13 protein-coding genes and 1 pseudogene are annotated in these 20,381 nt (G+C 71.0%); 7 read left to right on the forward strand and 7 right to left on the reverse strand.

Annotated features, from left to right (window positions below; genetic code table 11):
• Positions 1-20: 20 nt before the first annotated feature.
• From ACP4E5_RS36510 to ACP4E5_RS36530, 5 genes and pseudogenes are all read left to right on the forward strand, one after another.
• Positions 21-2,861: a nitrate- and nitrite sensing domain-containing protein gene (locus ACP4E5_RS36510; RefSeq protein ID WP_425836380.1), complete on the forward strand. Its 2,841-nt coding sequence runs from the start codon at positions 21-23 to the stop codon at positions 2,859-2,861.
• Positions 2,858-3,295 carry a roadblock/LC7 domain-containing protein gene (locus ACP4E5_RS36515; protein WP_425836383.1) on the forward strand — a complete coding sequence of 146 codons (438 nt, stop codon included), beginning with the start codon at positions 2,858-2,860 and terminating at the stop codon, positions 3,293-3,295. Before ACP4E5_RS36510 ends, ACP4E5_RS36515 begins: the two co-directional genes overlap by 4 nt.
• A gap of 9 nt (positions 3,296-3,304) precedes the next feature.
• Positions 3,305-3,700: a DUF742 domain-containing protein gene (locus ACP4E5_RS36520; RefSeq protein WP_425836386.1), complete on the forward strand. Its 396-nt coding sequence runs from the start codon at positions 3,305-3,307 to the stop codon at positions 3,698-3,700.
• Positions 3,701-3,754: 54 nt separating this feature from the next.
• Positions 3,755-7,433: pseudogene (locus ACP4E5_RS36525) on the forward strand (hydantoinase B/oxoprolinase family protein).
• On the forward strand, positions 7,414-8,016 hold the full coding sequence (locus ACP4E5_RS36530) for a GTP-binding protein (RefSeq protein WP_425836389.1): 603 nt from the start codon (positions 7,414-7,416) through the stop codon (positions 8,014-8,016). Before ACP4E5_RS36525 ends, ACP4E5_RS36530 begins: the two are co-directional and overlap by 20 nt.
• Positions 8,017-8,114: 98 nt before the next feature.
• On the opposite strand, the gene glpK is transcribed toward ACP4E5_RS36530, so the two are convergent.
• The 6 genes from glpK to ACP4E5_RS36560 form a co-directional block, all read right to left on the reverse strand.
• Positions 8,115-9,638, reverse strand: a complete 1,524-nt coding sequence (gene glpK, locus ACP4E5_RS36535; RefSeq protein ID WP_425836392.1) for a glycerol kinase GlpK — start codon at positions 9,636-9,638, stop codon at positions 8,115-8,117.
• 61 nt (positions 9,639-9,699) lie between these two features.
• Positions 9,700-10,443, reverse strand: a complete 744-nt coding sequence (locus tag ACP4E5_RS36540; protein ID WP_425836394.1) for an MIP/aquaporin family protein — start codon at positions 10,441-10,443, stop codon at positions 9,700-9,702.
• A 314-nt stretch (positions 10,444-10,757) separates the two neighbouring features.
• Complete coding sequence (locus ACP4E5_RS36545) at positions 10,758-12,407, reverse strand: EAL domain-containing protein (RefSeq protein ID WP_425836397.1); 1,650 nt, start codon at positions 12,405-12,407, stop codon at positions 10,758-10,760.
• Positions 12,408-12,505: 98 nt separating this feature from the next.
• Positions 12,506-13,696 carry a lipid-transfer protein gene (locus tag ACP4E5_RS36550; protein ID WP_425841942.1) on the reverse strand — a complete coding sequence of 397 codons (1,191 nt, stop codon included), beginning with the start codon at positions 13,694-13,696 and terminating at the stop codon, positions 12,506-12,508.
• Positions 13,693-14,151 (reverse strand): Zn-ribbon domain-containing OB-fold protein, encoded by a 459-nt coding sequence (locus ACP4E5_RS36555; protein WP_425836400.1) that lies wholly within the window; start codon positions 14,149-14,151, stop codon positions 13,693-13,695. Before ACP4E5_RS36555 ends, ACP4E5_RS36550 begins: the two co-directional genes overlap by 4 nt.
• 161 nt (positions 14,152-14,312) lie before the next feature.
• Entirely contained in the window at positions 14,313-15,122 is an 810-nt protein-coding gene (locus ACP4E5_RS36560; RefSeq protein ID WP_425836403.1) for a M15 family metallopeptidase, read from the reverse strand.
• A 71-nt stretch (positions 15,123-15,193) separates the two neighbouring features.
• Here ACP4E5_RS36560 and ACP4E5_RS36565 point away from each other — a divergent pair, with 71 nt between their 5' ends.
• Positions 15,194-15,730, forward strand: coding sequence for an NUDIX domain-containing protein (locus ACP4E5_RS36565; protein WP_425836405.1), 537 nt, complete (start codon positions 15,194-15,196; stop codon positions 15,728-15,730).
• 48 nt (positions 15,731-15,778) lie between these two features.
• On the opposite strand, the gene ACP4E5_RS36570 is transcribed toward ACP4E5_RS36565, so the two are convergent.
• Entirely contained in the window at positions 15,779-18,136 is a 2,358-nt protein-coding gene (locus ACP4E5_RS36570; RefSeq protein ID WP_425836408.1) for a glycoside hydrolase family 31 protein, read from the reverse strand.
• Between the two features lie 215 nt (positions 18,137-18,351).
• On the opposite strand from ACP4E5_RS36570, the gene ACP4E5_RS36575 reads away from it, so the two are divergent.
• Positions 18,352-20,325, forward strand: coding sequence for an acetoacetate--CoA ligase (locus ACP4E5_RS36575; RefSeq protein WP_425836411.1), 1,974 nt, complete (start codon positions 18,352-18,354; stop codon positions 20,323-20,325).
• The last annotated feature ends 56 nt before the right edge of the window (positions 20,326-20,381 follow it).

Genomic DNA, 20,381 nt, shown 5'->3' on the forward strand with positions numbered 1-20,381 from the left:
GGGTCGATCTGGGGGAGGCCATGCGCTTTCGCGGGAAGTCCATCCGCCGGAAGATCGTGGCGTTGTTGCTGGTGCCGTTGCTGTCCCTGACGGCCATCTGGGCCTTCGCCACGGTGATCACGGGCCGCGCCGCCGTCCAGCTGATCTCCGCGGGCCAGGCGATCGACTCGGTCGCCTACCCGCTGGTCGCCACGAGCCGCTCCCTTCAGGCGGAGCGCCGCCAGACGCTCGTCTATCTCGCCGACCCCCGCGCCTCCGACGCCCAGTCGGCGCTGCGGGCCAAGCGGACCACGGCCGACGAGTCGATCACCCGGATCAAGGAAAAGGTGCGCGACGGCGACGTCCGCGACGACCTGGACGGCGACGCCCGGGTCTCTCTCGACACCGCCGTCGAGAGCCTCGACGACATCGCCTCGCTTCGTCGGAACGTCGACGAAGGCACCGTGACCCGCGCCCAGGCCCTCGAGTTCTACAACCGCCTCATCGCGCCGACGTACGACTTCCTGCTCGACCTCACGGCCCTCGACGACGCGAAGGTGGAACGCCAGGCGCGCGCCCTCGTCGGCGTACTCAAGGCACGCGAACTCCTGTCCCAGGAGGACGCCCTGGTCGGCTCGGGACTCGTCGCCCGCCGGTTCACCCAGCAGGAACTGCGGCAGGTCTCCGACCTCGTCGCCCAGCGTTCCCTCCTCTACGAGAGCAATCTCGCGCTCCTGCCCGACTCCGAGCGCTCCCGCTATCAGCGGTACTGGAGGAGCCCGGACACCAACCCGCTACGCACCGCGGAGGAAGCGGTCGTGAACGGCTCCCCCGGCACACCGAAGGGCGTCACCGCGCGCAGCTGGGACAAGGCCTCGCAGTCGGTGCTCGGCGAACTCGTCCACCAGGACACCGCCGCGACCGAGCGCTACCAGGACCGCGCCCGCCCGGAGGCCATCGCCGTCCTGGTGCGGGCAGGGGTCGCCGGAGTGCTCGGACTGCTCGCCCTGCTCGTCTCCCTGTACCTCTCCGTACGCATCGGCCGCGGCCTCGTCCGTGACCTGCGGCGGCTCCGTCTGGAGGCGCACGAGGCCTCCGGTGTGCGGCTCCCCGCAGTGATGCGCCGCCTCGCCGCGGGGGACGAGGTCGACGTGGAGACCGAGGCGCCGCGTCTCGAATACGACAGGGACGAGATCGGGCAGGTCGGCCAGGCGCTCAACACCCTGCAGCGATCCGCCGTCGAAGCCGCCGTCAAGCAGTCCGAACTGCGCCGCGGCGTCTCCGAGGTGTTCGTCAACCTCGCCCGGCGCAGCCAGGTCCTGCTGCACAAGCAGCTGACCCTGCTCGACACCATGGAGCGCAGGACCGAGGACACCGACGAACTCGCCGACCTCTTCCGCCTCGACCACCTCACCACCCGGATGCGCCGTCACGCGGAGGGCCTGGTGATCCTTTCCGGCGCCGCTCCGTCCCGGCAGTGGCGCAGACCCGTCCAGCTCATGGACATCGTGCGGGCGGCCGTCGCCGAGGTGGAGGACTATGAGCGCATCGAGGTACGCCGGCTGCCGAGGATCGCCGTGACCGGTCCCGCCGTCGCCGACCTCACCCACCTCGTGGCCGAACTCCTGGAGAACGCCACGGTGTTCTCGCCTCCGCACACCGCCGTACAGGTCGTCGGTGAGCGCGTCGCCAACGGCTTCACCCTGGAGATCCACGACCGCGGCCTCGGCATGGCGTCCGACGCGCTGCTCGACGCCAACCTGCGCCTCGCCGAGACACCGGAGTTCGAGCTCTCCGACACCGACCGGCTCGGCCTGTTCGTGGTCAGCCGCCTCGCCCAGCGGCAGAACATCCGCGTCTCCCTCCAGCCGTCGCCCTACGGCGGCACCACCGCGGTCGTCTTCATCCCGGACTCCCTGCTCACGGACGCCCCCGACACCGAGGGCGCCGGCTTCCGTCTCGACCGGCCGGGCGCGCCGCGCCGCACGTCCCCGTCGGCGACCCGACCGGACCCGGGCACCGTCGCCGGGCTGCCCGGCCTGCCGGCCTCCGTGCTCCACGGGCCGGTCGAGCTGGAGGCCCCGCTGACGACCTCCGACATGACCGAGTTCCCCGGAGCCCTCGGCGACGAGGACAGCGAGCGCGGCGGTCTGTTCCGCCACCGCCGTACCGTGGCCGGGCCTCCCGGTGAACAGCACCAGCAGGCCGAGGACGACGGCGCCGGGACCGACGGCATGGACGCCTTCCGCCGCACGGGAGGCCCGCGCCGCTCCGGGGACCGCGACGCGCAGGACCCGACAGCCGGTCCGGAGGGGCCGCTGCCGCTTCCGCGCCGGCGCGTGGCCAAGCTCGTCAGTTCGCACGGCAGGCCCGTGACCCACAGCCGGCCCGCCGCGGCCGACCGCGCCGCGCCCGAACCCGGCGAGCGGCACGACAGGGGCAACGGCGATGGCAACGGCGACAGCAATCGCGACGGTGAGCGTGCCGAGCGGGACTCTCCGACCGGCCTCCCTCGCCGCCGCACCCGTGCGGTGGAGGAGACCGCGGCCCCGCGCGAGACCCCCGAGCCCGCAACGGACGCCCAACAGCCCGGCACGCCAAGCACGCCGGGCACCACGTCCGGCGGCCTGCCCCGCCGCGTCCGACAGGCCAACCTGGCCCCGCAGTTGAAGGACGGCCCGGACCTGCGCGGCGACAGCGCGGCACCGGCCGAAGACAGCACTTCTTCCGCACAGCCCGCCGACCGGGACGCCGACGAGGTGCGCAGCCGTATGGCCTCGCTCCAACGCGGCTGGCGGCGTGGACGCGCGGAGAACACCGCGGGCGATGAGCGCGCCGACGGTACAGCACGAGGAACGAAAACTGAGGGGGACGGTCGATGACCGCGCCGAAGGCCAATGCGCAGACCACCAACGGTGTTGTCGGTGAGCTCAACTGGCTCCTGGACGACCTGGTCGAGCGTGTCGCCGGCATCCGCAAGGCGATGGTGCTCTCCGGCGACGGGCTGCCGACGGGTGTCTCCGAGGGCCTCAGCCGCGAGGACAGCGAACATCTCGCCGCGGTGGCCTCCGGATTCCACAGCCTCGCCAAGGGGGTGGGCCGGCACTTCGAAGCGGGCGGGGTCCGGCAGACGGTCGTCGAACTCGACGAGGCCTTCCTGTTCGTCACCGCGGCGGGCGACGGCAGCTGCCTCGCGGTGCTGTCCGACGCGGACTCCGACGTCGGCCTCGTCGCCTACGAGATGACCCTGCTCGTCAAGCGCGTCGGAGTGCATCTGGGGACGGCCCGGCGCACGGACCTGCCCGCCGGAGGGTAGTGGATTGGCATGAGACCTGACGGTCAGGAGACGCACCACTGGTTCGACGACGACGCGGGTCCCGTCGTACGTCCGTACGCCATGACGCGCGGCCGCACCACCAGCGCGGCCCAGCACCGGCTCGACCTGATCGCGGTCGTCGTCGCCGAGCAGCAGGAAGGCGACGTGGCGACGGACCAGACGCTGTCGCCGGAACACGTCGACATCGTCGAACTCTGCCAGGACGCCCCGCAGTCCGTGGCCGAACTGGCCGCGGAGCTCGATCTTCCGATCGGGGTGGTGCGCGTCCTCATCGGGGATCTCGTCGACGACGAACTGGTCCATGTGACGCGGCCGGTTCCACCTGCGGAGCTGCCCGACGCGAGTATTCTCCGCGACGTGATCGACGGCCTCAGAGCGCTCTGATCCGACAGCGGAGCCTGCGGGGCACAGGAACGGGGCGGACGGCGGGAGACACGCGTGGCAGGCTGGCAGTTCTGGATCGACCGAGGCGGCACCTTCACGGATGTCGTGGCCCGGCGGCCCGACGGCCGCCTGCTCACGCACAAGCTGCTCTCCGACCACCCGTCGCGCTACGCCGACCCGGCCGTCTTCGCGATCCGTGAACTCCTCGGCGAGGGCGCGGAACAGACGCCCGGCGACAGCCCCGGTGACCTCGTCGACTCCGTCCGCATGGGCACCACGGTCGCCACCAACGCCCTCCTGGAGCGCCGCGGCGAGCCGACCGCCCTCGTCATCACGCGCGGCTTCCGCGACGCCCTGCGGATCGCCTACCAGAACCGGCCCCACATCTTCGCCCGCCGCATCGAGCTGCCCGAACTTCTCCATGAGCGCGTCATCGAGGTGGACGAACGGGTGGACGCCCAGGGCGAGGTGGTCACCCCGCTCGACCTGGACTCCCTCGAAGCCTCGCTGCGCAGGACCTACGAGGACGGCATCCGCGCCGTGGCCGTCGTCTGCCTGCACAGCCACCTCCACCCCGATCACGAGCGCGAGATCGGCGCCCTCGCCGGGCGCATCGGCTTCCCGCAGATCTCGCTGTCCAGCGAGGTCAGCCCGCTCATGAAGGTCGTGCCACGAGGTGACACGGCCGTCGTCGACGCCTACCTGTCGCCCGTCCTGCGCCGCTACGTGCGCCAGGTCGCCGAGCAACTCCCCGACGTACGGCTGATGTTCATGCAGTCCAACGGCGGACTCGCGGAGGCCGGCCAGTTCCGCGGCAAGGACGCCATCCTGTCCGGGCCGGCGGGCGGCATCGTGGGCATGGCCCGGATGTCGGGTCGCGCGGGCTTCGACCGCGTCATCGGCTTCGACATGGGCGGCACCTCCACGGACGTCTCGCACTTCGCGGGCGAGTACGAGCGCGTCCTCACCACGCAGATCGCCGGAGTGCGGCTGCGCGCGCCCATGCTCGACATCCACACCGTCGCCGCGGGCGGCGGCTCCGTGCTGCACTTCGACGGCAGCCGCTACCGGGTCGGACCCGACTCGGCCGGCGCGGTGCCGGGACCTGCCTGCTACCGGGGCGGCGGACCGCTCACGGTCACCGACGCCAACGTCGCCCTCGGCCGCGTCCAACCCGCTCACTTTCCGCATGTGTTCGGCCCCGAAGGGGACCAGCCGCTCGACGACGGTCTCGTACGCGAGCGCTTCGCCGCCCTCGCCACCGAGATCCGCGAGAAGACCGGTGACGCGCGCACGCCGGAGCAGGTGGCCGAGGGCTACCTCCAGGTCGCCGTGGCGAACATCGCCAACGCCGTGAAGCGCATCTCCGTGCAGAAGGGCCACGACGTCACCCGCTACGCCCTCACCACCTTCGGTGGCGCCGGAGGCCAGCACGCGTGCAAGGTCGCCGCCGAACTCGGCATCCGGACGGTCCTCGTACCGCCCATGGCGGGCGTCCTCTCGGCGCTCGGCATCGGACTCGCCGACACCACGGCCATGCGGGAACAGTCCGTCGAGGCCAGCGTCGCCCCCGCCTCGATGCCGCACATCCTCAAGACCGCCGACGACCTGGAGAGCGCCGCACGCGAGGAACTGCGCGCCGAGGACGTACCGGAGCAGCGTATTCGGATCGTGCGCAGGGCCCAGCTCCGCTATGACGGCACGGACACCGCGCTCACCGTGGAGCTCGCCGAACCCGACGCCATGACCCGCGCCTTCGAAGAACGTCATCGCGCTCACTACTCCTTCACCCTGGACCGACCGCTCGTCGTCGAATCACTCTCCGTAGAAGCCACTGGCCTGACCGATCCCCCCGATCTCTCTCACCTCGCATCCCCCTCCACCGCCCCGCGGGCCTTCGCGACCGTCCGCCTGCATTCAGGCGGAGCCTGGCGCGACGTACCCCTCCACCACCGGGACCAACTGCCGCCCGGCGAAACCGTCCAGGGGCCGGCGATCATCGCCGAGGACGGCTCGACGACCGTCGTCGACGACGGATGGCAAGCGGCCCTCGCGGACGACGGCCACCTGATCCTTGAACGGTCGGCGATTACAGAGAGTTCCGATCTCGATACGGAAATCGACGAGGAAGCCGACCCCGTCATGCTCGAGGTCTTCAACAACCTCTTCATGTCGATCGCGGAGCAGATGGGCGCCCGCCTCGAATCGACCTCGCAGTCCGTCAACATCAAGGAGCGCCTGGACTTCTCCTGCGCGCTCTTCGACCCCGACGGCAGCCTGGTCGCCAACGCCCCGCACATCCCCGTCCACTTGGGCTCGATGGGCACCAGCGTCAAGGAGGTCATCCGCCGCCGCGGCTCGACCATGCGGCCCGGCGACACCTACGCCGTCAACGACCCGTACCACGGCGGCACACACCTGCCCGACGTCACCGTGATCACCCCGGTCTTCGGCACGGACGGTGACCGGATCCTGTTCTACGTCGCCTCGCGCGGGCACCACGCCGAGATCGGCGGCATCGCCCCCGGCTCCATGCCCGCGAACAGCCGCACCATCGACGAAGAAGGCGTGCTCTTCGACAACTGGCTGCTCGTGGAGGCCGGCCGGTTCCGCGAGGAGGAGACGCTGCACCTGCTGACCGAGGCACCCCACCCCTCCCGCAACCCGCGCACGAACCTCGCCGACCTGCGCGCCCAGATCGCGGCCAACCAGAAGGGCGTCGACGAAGTCGCCCGCATGATCGAGAACTTCGGCCTGGACGTCGTGCTCGCCTATATGAAGCACGTACAGGACAACGCCGAGGAATCCGTGCGACGCGTCATCGACGCCCTGGAGGAGGGCGAGTTCAGCTACGAGACCGACTCGGGCGCGGTCATCCATGTGCGCGTGAGCGTGGACCGCGCACAGCGCCGCGCCACCGTCGACTTCACCGGCACCTCCGCCCAGCTGCCGACGAACTTCAACGCCCCGTTCGCCGTCGTCAACGCCGCCGTCCTGTACGTCTTCCGGACGCTCGTGGATGACGACATCCCGCTCAACGACGGCTGCCTGCGCCCCCTGAACATCGTCGTGCCACCCGGGTCCTTCCTCTCACCCCAGCCACCCGCCGCGGTCGTCGCGGGCAACGTGGAGACGTCACAGGCCATCACCGGAGCCCTCTACGGAGCCCTGGGCGTACAGGCCGAGGGCTCCGGCACGATGAACAACATCACCTTCGGGAACGCGCGTCACCAGTACTACGAGACGGTGGCCTCCGGCTCCGGCGCCGGGGACGGCTTCCCCGGGGCGCCCGTCGTACAGACCCACATGACCAACTCCCGGCTCACCGACCCCGAGGTCCTCGAATGGCGGCTGCCCGTCCTCCTGGAGGAGTTCGCGGTGCGGCGCGGCAGCGGGGGAGCGGGCCGCTGGCCGGGCGGCGACGGAGCCGTGCGGCGCATCCGCTTCCGTGAGCCGATGACCGTCTCCACCCTGACCCAGCACCGCAGGGTGCCGCCCTACGGGATGGCGGGTGGCGCCCCCGGAGCCCTCGGCGCCAACTCCGTGGAGCGCGTGGACGGCACCGTCACCCACCTCGACGGCAGCGACACGGCCGACGTGGCCCCCGGCGACGTACTCGTCGTCGAAACGCCAGGAGGCGGCGGCTACGGGCCGCCCGAGGCGAGCAGCAGTACCCGAGACAGCGACACCAGCGAGGCAGGAGAGACACAGCCATGATCTTCGGGCGTTCTGAGCGCCGAAAGGCCCCCGTCGAGCCCGTGACGCTCAAGATCCTGGTGGCCGGCGGCTTCGGCGTGGGCAAGACGACCCTGGTCGGCGCGGTCAGCGAGATCAGGCCGCTGCGCACGGAGGAACTCCTCACGGAGGCGGGCCGCCCCCTGGACGACACCGCGGGCGTCGAGCTCAAGGCCACCACCACGGTGGCGATGGACTTCGGCCGCATCACGCTCCGCGACGACCTGGTGCTCTACCTCTTCGGCACACCGGGCCAGGACCGCTTCTGGTTCCTGTGGGACGAGTTGGCGACCGGCGCTCTCGGAGCGGTCGTCCTCGCGGACACCCGCCGCCTGGAGGACTGCTTCGCCGCGGTCGACTACTTCGAGCGGCGCTCCATACCGTTCATCGTCGGCGTCAACTGCTTCGACGGCGCCGCCCGTCACCCGGCCGACGCGGTCCGCCAGGCGCTCGACCTCGACCCGAACGTCCCCGTGCTCCTGTGCGACGCGCGCGACAAGGAGTCGGTGAAGGACGTGCTGATCGGCGTCGTCGGTCATGCAGCTGAAGCCGCCGAGCACAGGCAGCCCGCGGCCACCTGAGCACGTACAGCGGCGGCCCGCACCCCCGCCGACCGGGGTCCGAACCGCCGCGTACGCGCGCGTGGATGGCTGTACGTCACCACGCGCGGGGACATGGCCTACGCGCCGTCTCCGTCGTCGTGCCAGCCGAAGCTCTTCTCCACGGCCTTGCGCCAGTTGCCGTACTCGCGGTCCCGGACGCCCGCGTCCATCGAAGGAGTCCACTCGGCGTCGCGCTGCCAGTGCGCCTTGAGCTCGTCCAGGTCGTTCCACACGCCCGTCGCGAGCCCGGCGGCGTACGCGGCGCCCAGGCACGTCGTCTCGGAGACCCTGGGCCGCACCACGGGCACGTCGAGGACATCCGCCTGGTGCTGCATCAGCAGGTTGTTCTTCGTCATGCCGCCGTCGACCTTCAGGGTCGTGATCTGCACCCCGGAGTCCTGGTACATGGCGTCGACGACCTCACGGGTCTGCCAGCTCGTCGCCTCCAGGACGGCACGCGCCAGGTGCGCCTTGGTGACATACCTGGTGAGGCCGGTGACGACACCGCGCGCGTCGGAGCGCCAGTAGGGCGCGAACAGGCCCGAGAAAGCGGGCACGATGTAGGCGCCGCCGTTGTCGTCCACGCTCGCCGCGAGTGTCTCGATCTCGTCGGCGGTCTTGATGATGCCGAGTTGGTCGCGGAACCACTGCACCAGGGCGCCCGTGATCGCGATCGACCCTTCGAGGCAGTACACGGGCGCCTCGGAGCCGATCTTGTACCCCATGGTGGTGAGCAGACCGTTCTTCGAAGCCACCGGCCGGTTACCGGTGTTGAGCAGCAGGAAGCTGCCCGTCCCGTAGGTGTTCTTCGCGGTACCCGCGTCGTAGCAGGCCTGCCCGAAGATCGCCGCGTGCTGGTCGCCGAGAGCGGAGGCCACCGGTACGCCGGCGAGCTGTCCGACGGCCGTGCCGTACACCTCGGCGGACGAACGGATCTCCGGGAGCAGCGACTCCGGGACATTCATAGCCGCCAGGATGGACCGGTCCCACTGGAGGGTCTCCAGGCTCATCAGCATGGTGCGCCCGGCGTTCGTGACGTCCGTGACGTGCACGCCGCCGTCGGTGCCGCCGGTGAGGTTCCAGATCAGCCACGAGTCGATCGTGCCGAAGGCGAGCTCCCCGCGCTCGGCCCTGGCCCGCAGGCCCGGTACGTTGTCGAGCAGCCAGGCCGCCTTGGGCCCGGAGAAGTAGCTCGCCAGGGGCAGGCCGGTCGTCTCGCGGAAACGGTCCTGCCCGTCGGTGCCGCCCAACTCGTTGCAGAGCGTCGAGGTCCGTGTGTCCTGCCACACGATCGCGTTGTGCACGGGCTTGCCGGTGGCCCGGTCCCAAAGGACCGTCGTCTCGCGCTGGTTGGTGATGCCGAGGGCGCTGAGCTGGTCCGCGCGCAGCCCCGCCTTGGCGATCGCCCCCGCGACAACGGCCTGGACCTTCGACCAGATCTCGGTGGCGTCGTGCTCCACCCAGCCCGGCTTCGGGAAGATCTGGCGATGTTCACGCTGGTCGACGGCGACGATCTCGCCGTCCTGGTTGAAGATGATGCAGCGGCTCGAGGTGGTGCCCTGATCGATGGCGGCGACGTACTTCACGGAAGTGTCGGGCATGGTTACCCCTTCGTAAGAAGACGTACGAGAGTGTTCCGGCGCTTCAGAACGCTGCGCTGTATCAGAACGCGGCGTTGTAGATGACCCCCGCCAGCGCGCCGCCGATGAGCGGCCCGGCGACCGGGACGAGTGCGTAACCCCAGTCGGACGTCCCCTTGTTGGGGATCGGCAGGAAATGGTGCACGATGCGCGGGCCCAGGTCGCGGGCGGGGTTGATCGCGTAACCCGTCGGCCCGCCGAGCGAGAGACCGATGCCGACGACCAGGAGCGCCACGATCAGCACCTGGGTGCCGGACTCGCCGAGCCCCTTGGTGAGCCCGAACGCCAGGATCGGCAGGACCAGTGCGATGGTCGCGATGATCTCGGTGATCAGGTTCGCGACCATGTTCCGGATCTCGGGGATCGTGGAGAAGATGCCGAGCGTCGGCGTCGGACCGTCCTCCGCGGACTCCTCGTCCGAAGCGACATTGGCGTTGAACTGCGCGAGATACACCAGGTAGGCGAGGACGGCGCCGAGCATCGCGCCGACCATCTGGCCGAGCAGATAGACCCAGACCTTGTCCCACTTCCCGGTGTCGACCGCGATGCCGATGGTGACCGCGGGGTTGAGCTGACCGCCCGACAGGGGCGCGGCCGTGTAGGCGCCGGCCAGCACGCCGAAGCCCCAGCCGAACGCGATGACGACCCACCCGGAGGCCTTCGCCTTGGAGTGTTTCAGGGTGACGGCGGCGCAGACCCCCGCGCCGAAAAGGATCAGGATCGCGGTGCCGATGACCTCACCGATGAAGATGTCTCCGTTGCTCATGGCGGCTCCTAGGCCCTCGCCCGGGGCAGTGCTCCCCGGTCCTCCGTGCAGGGTGCGTTTCCCATGGCTGGTTCTGAACTACGGCTGCCGTAGGCAGGGAAGTCCCGCGCCCCGCCCGGCGTCCGTGACGAGCGTGCCCGCACAGTCGGAACCACACGTGGGGGAGCGGCCCTGACCTGCCGCAACCCGGCAGGAATGCGCACCTGGGGCAGGAAGGGCCCCGAGCAGCGGTGGGCCGATTTGCGGCGATGCCGACTGACACCCGGAAGTGTTCACCGGCCGTAGTGGAGCGTCAAGGTCGTGGACCGCAACGGTTAACCGGTGGCCGGCGCTCCTCTCCGGTCGCGCGCGGCAGTCGTGGGTCGTGCGCCGCGGCGCACGTCGAAGCCTTCGCGCCCCGCTTGAGCGCAGACCCAACTCGCCCCGGTGAGCGACTTCGCGGCTTTCTTCAGCGGAGCGAGCAGTGCGGCCGCCTGTCTGTGGTCGTGCACGCTGCCGGGCGGGCACACCACGGTGGCCAGCGACAGCGTCACCGCCCTGCCGCCCGCGGACCAGGGGGCGTCGAGCATGGCGGCAGCGAGCGGACCGATCCGCTCCGGATCGGCCAGGACCAGGAAGTCGTCACCTCCGATGTGTCCCACCCGTACGGACTCCGACGCCGCACGCGCGAGGGCCTGCCCCACCGAACGGATCAGCTCGTCTCCCGCCGCGAACCCCGCGCCATCGTTGACCTGCTTGAATCCGTCGATGTCCAGCCAGGTCAGGGCGAAGCCGCGGCCCTGCGCCACCCAGCGGTCCAGCTCGCCCGTCACGGCGTCCGAACCCGGCAACCGCGTCAGCGGGTTGAGCCCGGCGGCCTCCTCTACCCGGCTCTCGGCGAGTGCCCGCACGAGGTCGGTGAGGCGTACGACGCCGACGCAGCGCCCGTAGTCGTCCACCACGGCGACGTCGTCGGCGGTGCGGGCGTGCTCGCCGTCCGCGACCACGTCGAGCACCTCCCAGGCGGTCGCCGTGACGCCCACCGTGCGCGGCCGGTCGCCGAGCCGCGCGGCGGGCCGGTCGGCGTACAGCGCGTGCCCGTAGCGCGTGGACAGCGACAGCAGGAAGCGGTCCCGCTGCACCGACCGCACCGGCACCCCGGCGGCGTCGACGAGCAGCACCCCGGTCACCTCGCCCGCCCCGGTGAGCCGCCGCCGCACCTGCTCCGCCGACGCCGAATCGGGCAGCAGCGCCGCGGGCCGCACGAAGTCCCGCACCAGCGGCCCGGCCGTCCTCGACGAGCCGACGGCCGGGGGCAGTTCGGGCACGTACACCTCGGAGATCGGCAGCCGGGCCGCGGGCGCGAACAGGTTGCCCTGCGCGAGCTGCGCCCCTGCGTCCCGGGCCGCCCTGCACTGGGTCTCGCTCTCCACGCCCTCGACCGCGAGCAGCGCACCGATCTCCTCGCACAGCGTCCGCATGGCCCGCACCGTCGCCCCGCGCGACAGCAGCGAGGCGTCGAGCTTGATCAGGTCCGGCGCGAGATCGTCGAGCAGCCGCAGGGGCAGGTCGCCGTCGCCCACGCCATCGGCACAGACCCGGAAACCCTCCTTGCGCAGCGCCGCGACGCCCTCCAGGAGAGCGCGGTGCGGGACGTGCGTGAACGGCGGCCCCACATCGACGGTTACCTCCCACGGCAGACGGCCCGCATCCTGCACCGCGCGCCGAAGCGCATCAAGTCCGCCCAGGTCGGCGAGGGTGCCCGCGAACACGTTCACGTGCAGCGGCAGCAGTGTCTCCCTGCGCGCGGCGTCGCGGATCGCCAATGCGGCGAGATCCCCGTCGAGTTCGGGATCGCGATGCGCCCGCGCGAGCACATCACCCGACTCGGGGCGGGCGAGGATCTCCAGAGCGGCGGCCGATCCCGTGGCCAGATTGACCACGGGCTGGAAGGCGAAGCGGAGGCTGTCCGGCCAGGTGTGCACGCCAGCATGATGGCGTCACACGGGCACCACCAGGGCCGGTTCACACGCTGTTCACGCAGCATTCCAGCACGGCCACGCAGCGTACGCGCGACCGGCGGTCAGCGCACCGCCACGACCGACGAACCGTGCCCGAACAGGCCCTGGTTGGCGGTGATGCCGGCCCTGGCCCCGGCCACCTGCCGGTCGCCCGCCGCACCCCGCAACTGCCACGTCAGCTCGCAGACCTGGGCGATCGCCTGCGCCGGAACCGCCTCCCCGAAGGACGCGAGTCCACCGCTGCTGTTCACGGGTATTCGCCCGCCGGGTGCGGTCGCGCCGTCCCTCAGCAGCTTCGCGCCCTCACCCTCGCCGCACAGCCCGAGGTCCTCGTACCACTGCAACTCCAAGGCCGTGGACAGGTCGTAGACCTCCGCAAGGGACAGGTCCTCGGGGCCGACCCCCGCCTCTTCGTAGGCGGCCCGGGCGATCGAGGCGCGGAATGTGGGGCCTTCGGACGCGACCCCGGCGGCCGAGTCCGTGGCGATGTCCGGGAGGTCGAGAACGGTGTTCGGGTACGTCGGCGTCACCGTCGACACGGCCCGGATGCGGACGGGGTCCGAGGCTCCGTGCCGTCGTGCGAACTCCATGCTGGACAGCACCAGCGCCGCACCGCCGTCGGACGTGGCGCAGATGTCGAGCAGGCGCAGCGGATCGGCGACCACGGCGGAGGCGGCGACCTCCTCGGCCGTCACCGTCTTGCGGTAGCGTGCGTTCGGGTTCAGTGCTCCGGAGGCGGCGTTCTTCACCTTGACCTGGGCGAAGTCCTCGAGCGTGTCCCCGTGCACGGCCATGCGCCGGCGCGCGTACAGGCCGAAGTACGTCGGGTTGGTCGCCCCGAGCGCGCGGAAGCGCAACCAGTCGGGGTCGTCGGGCCGGTCGCCGCCCGCGGGCTTGAAGAACCCCTTGGGCGCGGCGTCGGCACCCACGACGAGCACGAGGTCCGCGAGCCCCGAAAGGATCTGCGCCCGCGCCGTGTTGACCGCCTGGGCCCCCGAAGCGCAGGCCGCGTAGACGCTGGCCACGCGCGCGCCCTGCCACCCGAGGGCCTTCGCGAACGTCGCCCCCGCCACGTATCCGGGATAGCCGCCGCGCACCGTGTCCGCTCCGACGATCGAGCCCACGTCGCACCAGTCGACGCCGGCGTCGGCGAGCGCGGCCCGCGCCGCTGCCGCCCCGTATTCGACGAAGCTGCGTCCCCACTTCCCCCACGGATGCATGCCCGCACCCAGAACCGCCACGTCCCCCGTCATGCCGCCACCCCCGTCGGCCGCCAGTGCCACGTCGTCCACGTCGTCCCGGTCTCGTCGTCCCCCTCCTCGTTGAGCACGCCCGGTACGACCTCCACCTCCATGCCGACCGCGAGATCGGCCACGCGGACGCCCGGAGCTCCCTGGCCGAGCACGACCAATCGCTCGGCCTCAAGCTCCACAGCGATCAACGCGTAGGGCTGCCACGGAAGTTCCCGATCCGACACATACGGTTCCGGTGGTCGGTACCTGGCGTCCGTGTACGACCAGACGCGCCCGCGCCGCGACAAGGGCTGTTCCACCAGCTCGCCGCCCGCACAGGCGGGGTTGCGGCACGCCCCGTCCTCACGCGGAAAGAACACCGACGCACACGCGGAACAGCGCGTGCCCAGCAGGCGGAACTCGTCCCCCTCTCCGCTGAACCAGTCGGCCACGACAGGTGTACGCGTACGCGCCACAGTTCCTCCCCGGCAATGAATCTGACGGAACGTCAGAAGTGTGCCACGGGGAACCGAATGACGTCAGGGGTCCCGCAGAACCGTCCGCGTCCCGCCGGCGTCCGTGATCGGTGAGGGCGCGACCGGGATCCACGGGGGTGCTTCCGGTCGCGCCCGCGACATCACCGCCCGGTCAGCGACCTCCTGGAGATCGGGAAGTCGAAGTACGTGTCCGGGTAGAGCTCGGGCTTGTAGGTGTAGTGCCACCACTCCTCAGGCAGATTGACGAACCCCTGCGCGCCGAGCGCGTCCCGCAGCAGGTCCCGGTTGGCCCGCTGTACGCCCTGGACGCGCGGATCGTCGGTATGGGCGAGCGTGTCGAAGCAGTCGAACCCGGTCCCCATGTCCAGCGAGTTGTCGGGGAAGCGCTCCGCCTTCGGCCCGTAGCAGGGCGTGAGTTTCTCCCCGGGCACGTAGGGGCGCGTGGGCCGGGCGGGCATCTTCACGACGGTCAGATCCAGGGTGGAGCCACGGCTGTGGCCGGACTTCTCCGCGATGTAGCCGTCCGCGAACAGGCGCGTCTTGTCGACGCGCGGGTAGAACTCCGCCTTCATCTTCTGGTCGTCGAGATCCTTCGCCCAGCGGACGAAATGGTCGACCGCGCGCTGCGGTCGGTAACAGTCGTACACCTTCAGGGAGTAGCCCTCCTTCAGGAGGCCGATCTGCGCCTTGTGCAGCGCCTTCGCGGCCGGTCTCGTGAGGAGGCACATCGGCTTCTTGTAGCCGTCGACCGGCTCACCCATGAAGTCGTGCTGCGTGTAGTAGCGCATTTCCTGGATGATCGTGGGGTCCACGTCATGGAGTGCCACGAAATCCTTCGGAGCCTTGGGATCGGGCGTCGCATGGGCGGCCGAGGGGGCCGCGGCCACGCCGAGCAGCGCGGCGGCGGTCAGGGCGGCGAGTTTCCGCAGAGCGGTGGTGGCTCGATTCATGGATCAGCGTCTATCAGGAGCCGGGCCCACCGGGGAAGACCGCGGCCGAGTGATCGGATACAGTCCGCGCCGTGCCCGCATCAACCCACTCCACGGTCAACCCCGTTCCGGATTCCCACTGTTCGAGCTGTGGGGCCGCCTACGGGGCCGAGACGCATGGCTGGCCGCGAACCTGCCGGTCCTGCGACTCCGTCGCCTATCGCAACCCGCTCCCCGTGGCCATCGCCCTGCAACCGGTGTACGACACGGTGGGCACAGCCCTCGTCGCGATCACGCGCACCATCGCCCCCGCGCGCGGGGAGCCCGCACTGCCAGGCGGCTTCATCGACGACCGGGAGGACTGGCGCCGAGCCGTCGTCCGTGAACTCCAGGAGGAGACGGGCATCGTCGCCGCGGCACGCGACGTGCGCCTCGTGGACGCCATGAGCGCCCCGGACGGCCACCTCCTGCTCTTCGGCCTCCTGCCCGAACGCCCGGCGGGATTCCTGCCCACCAGCGTGGTCACGGACGAGACGGACGGCTGGCACCTCCTGCGCCGCCCGGCCGAACTGGCCTTTCCCCTCCACACGTTGGCCGTGAAGGCCTGGTTCGAGGGCCGCTACCTGTAGGAGCCACGCCCCCGTGGGAGGCCGGCGCGCCCCTGCGCGGAACGACGGTCACAGGCCGCGCACCCGCACCGGGTACGGCGGTTCGACCTCACCGTCCTCCCGGTCCGCCTCGACGACCACGTGCCCCTTGCTCCAGCGCACCCGGAACCGCTCGATCTCCGGCTCCTCCCAACCGTCCCCGGCGTCCCGGGCCACGTGACCGCCGCCCGCACGTCCTGGCGCCGGCGCCCACGCCTCCAGGGCGATGTCCCCGCCCGCATCGCGCACAGGCAGAACCGAACCGCCACGCGCGAGCACCGGAATACGCGACAAGGGGGCGTCCACAGTGACCTGTCCGGGCCCATTGAAGGCTTCGCCGGTCGCCGTGTCGTACCAGCGCCCTGGCGGCAGCTGAACGGCTCGGCGGACGGCCCCCTGCTCCAGGACGGGGGCGACCAACAGGCAGTCGCCCAACAAGAACGCGTCCTCGCAGTCACGCAGAGCCCGGTCCTCCGGAGCCCCCCACCACAGAGGCCGCACATACGGGGCGCCGGTGCGCCGGGCGACATGCGCGAGAGCCAGGAAGTACGGAGAGAGGCGACGCCGCTCCTCCAGCGCCACGCGCGCGTGCGCGAGCACCTCCTCGCCGAACGTCCAGGGCTCGCGCCGACCCGCCCGCAGCGCCGAACGCGTACGGAACAGCGGCATATAGGCGCCCAGCTGGAACCACCGCAAGAACAGTTCCGGTGACGGTTTCCCGTCGAACCCGCCCACATCGGGCCCGGAGTACGGCACCCCGCACAACCCGAGCCCCATCACCGACGACAGCGAGGAGCGAAGACCGTCCCACCCGGTGGCGATGTCACCGGACCACGTTCCTCCGTAGCGCTGCAGCCCCACCCAGCCGGACCGGGAGAACAGGAAGGGCCGCTCCTGCGGCTGCAGTTCGCGCAGCCCCTCGTAGCCGGCCCGTGCCATGCACAGCGCGTACACGTTGTGCGCCTCCCGATGGTCACCGCCCCGCCCCTCGACGGCGTGACGGGACGACCGGGGGAGCGTGGGCTCACCGAAGGCGGCGAAGGACACCGGCTCGTTCATGTCGTGCCAGAAGCCCGAGAAACCCTGCGCGAGACGCTCCTCGTACAGGCCGCCCCACCACTTGCGCACCCGCTCCGCCGTGAAGTCCGGATACATCGACTCACCCGGCCGCACGACCCCGCGCACGGGCCGGCCCGCCGCGTCCCGCACAAAGGCGTCGATCGCCTGCCCGCCGTCGTACAGGGCGTTGCCGGGCTGTGCCTGCACCGCCGGTTCGACGATCGACACCAGCCGGACGCCCTCGCCGCGCAACTGTTCGGCCAGCCGGGGCATGGACGGAAACCGCTCACGATCGACGGTGAAGATCTCGCCCGCCGTGAAGTGATCGATGTCCAGATGGACGGCCTCCAGGGGCAGATCGCGCTCCTTGTAGCCCGCGACGACGCGACGCACCTCCTCCTCGCTCCCGAAGCCCCTACGCGCGTGCTGGTGGCCCAGCGCCCAGCCCGGCGGCACGACCGGCGCGCCGGTCAGCTGCGACCAGACGTTCAGCACGCGCGCGGGCGTGCCCACCATCACCCAACAGCGCAACGGGCCACCGTCCATGCGCAATTCGGACATCCCGGCACAGTCGTGCCCGGAGCCCGCCCCCTCGCTGCCCTCTCGGAGGCTGACGGTGCCGTCCCACGTGTTGTCGTGGAACACCAGATGCGTCCCCGCGTCCGCGACCACCACCTGCACCGGCATCGTGAGCGACAACGGATCGTCCTGGCGGCCGAACGAACGGCCGGGGTCCGTGTTCCACAACCGATACGTCGCGTCACGCAGCCGCGGGCCCGACGCACGGCCTCCGAGGCCGAAGAAGCGCGCGTCGGCGGAGACCTCGGTCCGCTGCGCCCAGCGCGCCTCACCGCCGTCCTCCGGCTCCCACCACCGGGGCGGAAGATCGCGGCGCAGCAGGACCCCGCCCGGCGTGCGCACCTCCAGAGCGCCGTGCCGCGAGACCACGACGGTCGCCCGCTCGGAGACCACCCGCCATCCGCCGTCCTTGTCCGGCTCGAGCGACGCCCGAGGGTCCGCCTCCGGGCAGATCCCGGCCAGCGCGTACGAGGGCTCGGGTTCGGCTCCGTCCCAGCCCCAGAAGAGGGCACCGCTCACGGTGACGGTGATGCGCAACCGGGATCGCGTGAACCGCACCACACCGCCGCCCGGTTCGGGCGTCGCATCCACCACGGCGCCCGGGGTCCGGGCCCGCTCGACGCCCCGCCGGGGCAGGCCCACGGAGTCCGCGCGAAGGTGCCGCCACGACGCCCGAACGGAGCGCAGCCCATGGGCCGACCCCACGGACGAGACCGCCTTCGCCAAGCGCACCAGGTCACGACCATCCATGCTGCTCACCCTGCCACCGAGGCGCACGCGTGCGTGCCTCGTTCAACTGCCGTTCATCCGTGGTGCCACCACATCTTCGCTAGCCCGACTATGTGGGATACACCCTGGTGCCGAAGTCGATCACGTGGCATCGTCCAGTGAGCCGCGTCAAGCGCACACTCCGCGGTGCGCGCCGAGGCGGCACACGCCGCGCACGTACTTCCTGGAGCCGCATCATGCCCACCGTGAACCCGTCACCGCTCTGGCAGCCCGATCGCCAGCAGATCGCCGACGCGCAGATCACACGGTTCCAGGCCTGGGCGGCCGAGCGGCACGGCGCGCCCGCCGACGGCGGCTACGAGGCGCTGCACCGCTGGTCGGTCACCGAACTCGAAACGTTCTGGAAGGCCGTCACCGAGTGGTTCGACGTGCGCTTCACGCACCCGTACACGCGCGTACTCGGCAACCGCGACATGCCCGGCGCCGAGTGGTTCCCCGGCGCCACGCTCAACTACGCCGCGCACGCCCTGCGCACGGCGGACGACCCCGCGCGCGCGGACACCCCGGCGATCCTCCACGTCGACGAGACGCATGAACCCCGCCCCGTCACCTGGACCGAGCTGCGCGGCCAGGTCGGCTCACTGGCCGCACAACTGCGCGCCCTCGGAGTACGCCCCGGAGACCGCGTCAGCGGCTATCTGCCGAACATCCCCGAGGCCGTCGCCGCCCTCCTCGCCACGGCGGCCGTCGGAGCCGTGTGGACGTCCTGCGCCCCCGACTTCGGCGCACGCAGCGTCCTGGACCGCTTCCAGCAGGTGGAGCCCGTGGTCCTGTTCACGGTCGACGGCTACCGCTACGGCGGCAAGGAGCACGACCGCCGCGACACCGTGCAGGAACTCCGCAACGAACTGCCGTCCCTGCGCGCGGTGGTGCACATCCCGCTCCTCGGGACCGAGGCACCCGATGGTGCCCTGGAATGGTCGGACCTCACCTCCGCCGACGTCACGCCCGTCTTCGAGGAAGTGCCCTTCGACCATCCCCTGTGGGTGCTCTACTCCTCTGGCACCACTGGCCTGCCCAAGGCCATCGTGCAGTCGCAGGGCGGCATCCTCGTCGAGCACCTCAAGCAGATCGGCCTGCACTGCGACCTCGGCCCCGACGACCGCTTCTTCTGGTACACCTCCACGGGCTGGATGATGTGGAACTTCCTCATCGGCGGCCTGCTCACCGGGACCACGATCGTCACCTACGACGGCAGCCCCGGATACCCCGAGACCGGCGCCCAGTGGGCGATCGCCGAACGTACGGGCGCGACCCTCTTCGGTACGTCCGCCGCGTACGTCATGGCCTGCCGCAAGGCGGACGTGCACCCCGCACGCGACCACGACCTGTCCCGCGTCAAGTGCGTCGCCACCACGGGCTCCCCGCTCCCCCCGGACGGCTTCCGCTGGCTCCACGACGAGGTGCGAGGCGACCTGTGGATCGCCTCCGTCAGCGGCGGCACCGACGTCTGCTCCTGCTTCGCCGGAGCCGTGCCGACGCTCCCCGTCCACATCGGCGAACTGCAGGCGCCCGGCCTCGGCACGGACCTCCAGGCCTGGGACCCCGCCGGGGACCCGCTGACCGACGAGGTCGGCGAGCTCGTCGTCACCAACCCGATGCCGTCCATGCCGATCCGCTTCTGGAACGACCCCGACGGCACTAGGTACCACGACAGCTACTTCGACACCTACCCCGGAGTCTGGCGCCACGGCGACTGGATCACGCTGACCTCGCACGGCTCTGTCGTCATCCACGGCCGCTCCGACTCCACGCTCAACCGCCAGGGCGTCCGCATGGGGTCGGCCGACATCTATGAGGCGGTGGAGCGACTCCCCGAGATCCGGGAATCGCTCGTCATCGGCCTGGAACAGCCCGACGGCGGCTACTGGATGCCCCTCTTCGTCCACCTCGCTCCGGGCGCCACCCTCGACGACGCGCTCCGCTCCCGCATCAAGCAGGTCATCCGCGAACAGCTCTCGCCGCGCCACGTGCCCGACGAGATCATCGAAGCCCCCGGCGTCCCGCACACCCTCACCGGCAAGCGCATCGAGGTGCCCGTCAAGCGCCTGCTCTCGGGCACGCCGCTGGAAAAGGCGGTCAACCCAGGCTCCATCGACAACCTCGAACTGCTCAAGTTCTACGAGGAGATCGCCCGCAAGCGAGCCTGACCGACCGCCCGAAACCGGCAGCGCGCCGTCACCGAACGTGGCGTTGTCAGTGCCCC

It is taken from the genome of Streptomyces fractus, from assembly GCF_049844455.1.
GTDB classification, from domain to species: domain Bacteria; phylum Actinomycetota; class Actinomycetes; order Streptomycetales; family Streptomycetaceae; genus Streptomyces; species Streptomyces fractus.

Coding starts and splice junctions, on each gene's coding strand:
- ACP4E5_RS36510 (WP_425836380.1), top strand. CDS start 21: ATGCGCTTTCGCGGGAAGTCCATCCGCCGGAAGATCGTGGCGTTGTTG.
- ACP4E5_RS36515 (WP_425836383.1), top strand. CDS start 2,858: ATGACCGCGCCGAAGGCCAATGCGCAGACCACCAACGGTGTTGTCGGT.
- ACP4E5_RS36520 (WP_425836386.1), top strand. CDS start 3,305: ATGAGACCTGACGGTCAGGAGACGCACCACTGGTTCGACGACGACGCG.
- ACP4E5_RS36530 (WP_425836389.1), top strand. CDS start 7,414: ATGATCTTCGGGCGTTCTGAGCGCCGAAAGGCCCCCGTCGAGCCCGTG.
- glpK (WP_425836392.1), bottom strand. CDS start 9,638: ATGCCCGACACTTCCGTGAAGTACGTCGCCGCCATCGATCAGGGCACC.
- ACP4E5_RS36540 (WP_425836394.1), bottom strand. CDS start 10,443: ATGAGCAACGGAGACATCTTCATCGGTGAGGTCATCGGCACCGCGATC.
- ACP4E5_RS36550 (WP_425841942.1), bottom strand. CDS start 13,696: ATGACGGGGGACGTGGCGGTTCTGGGTGCGGGCATGCATCCGTGGGGG.
- ACP4E5_RS36560 (WP_425836403.1), bottom strand. CDS start 15,122: ATGAATCGAGCCACCACCGCTCTGCGGAAACTCGCCGCCCTGACCGCC.
- ACP4E5_RS36570 (WP_425836408.1), bottom strand. CDS start 18,136: ATGGATGGTCGTGACCTGGTGCGCTTGGCGAAGGCGGTCTCGTCCGTG.
- ACP4E5_RS36575 (WP_425836411.1), top strand. CDS start 18,352: ATGCCCACCGTGAACCCGTCACCGCTCTGGCAGCCCGATCGCCAGCAG.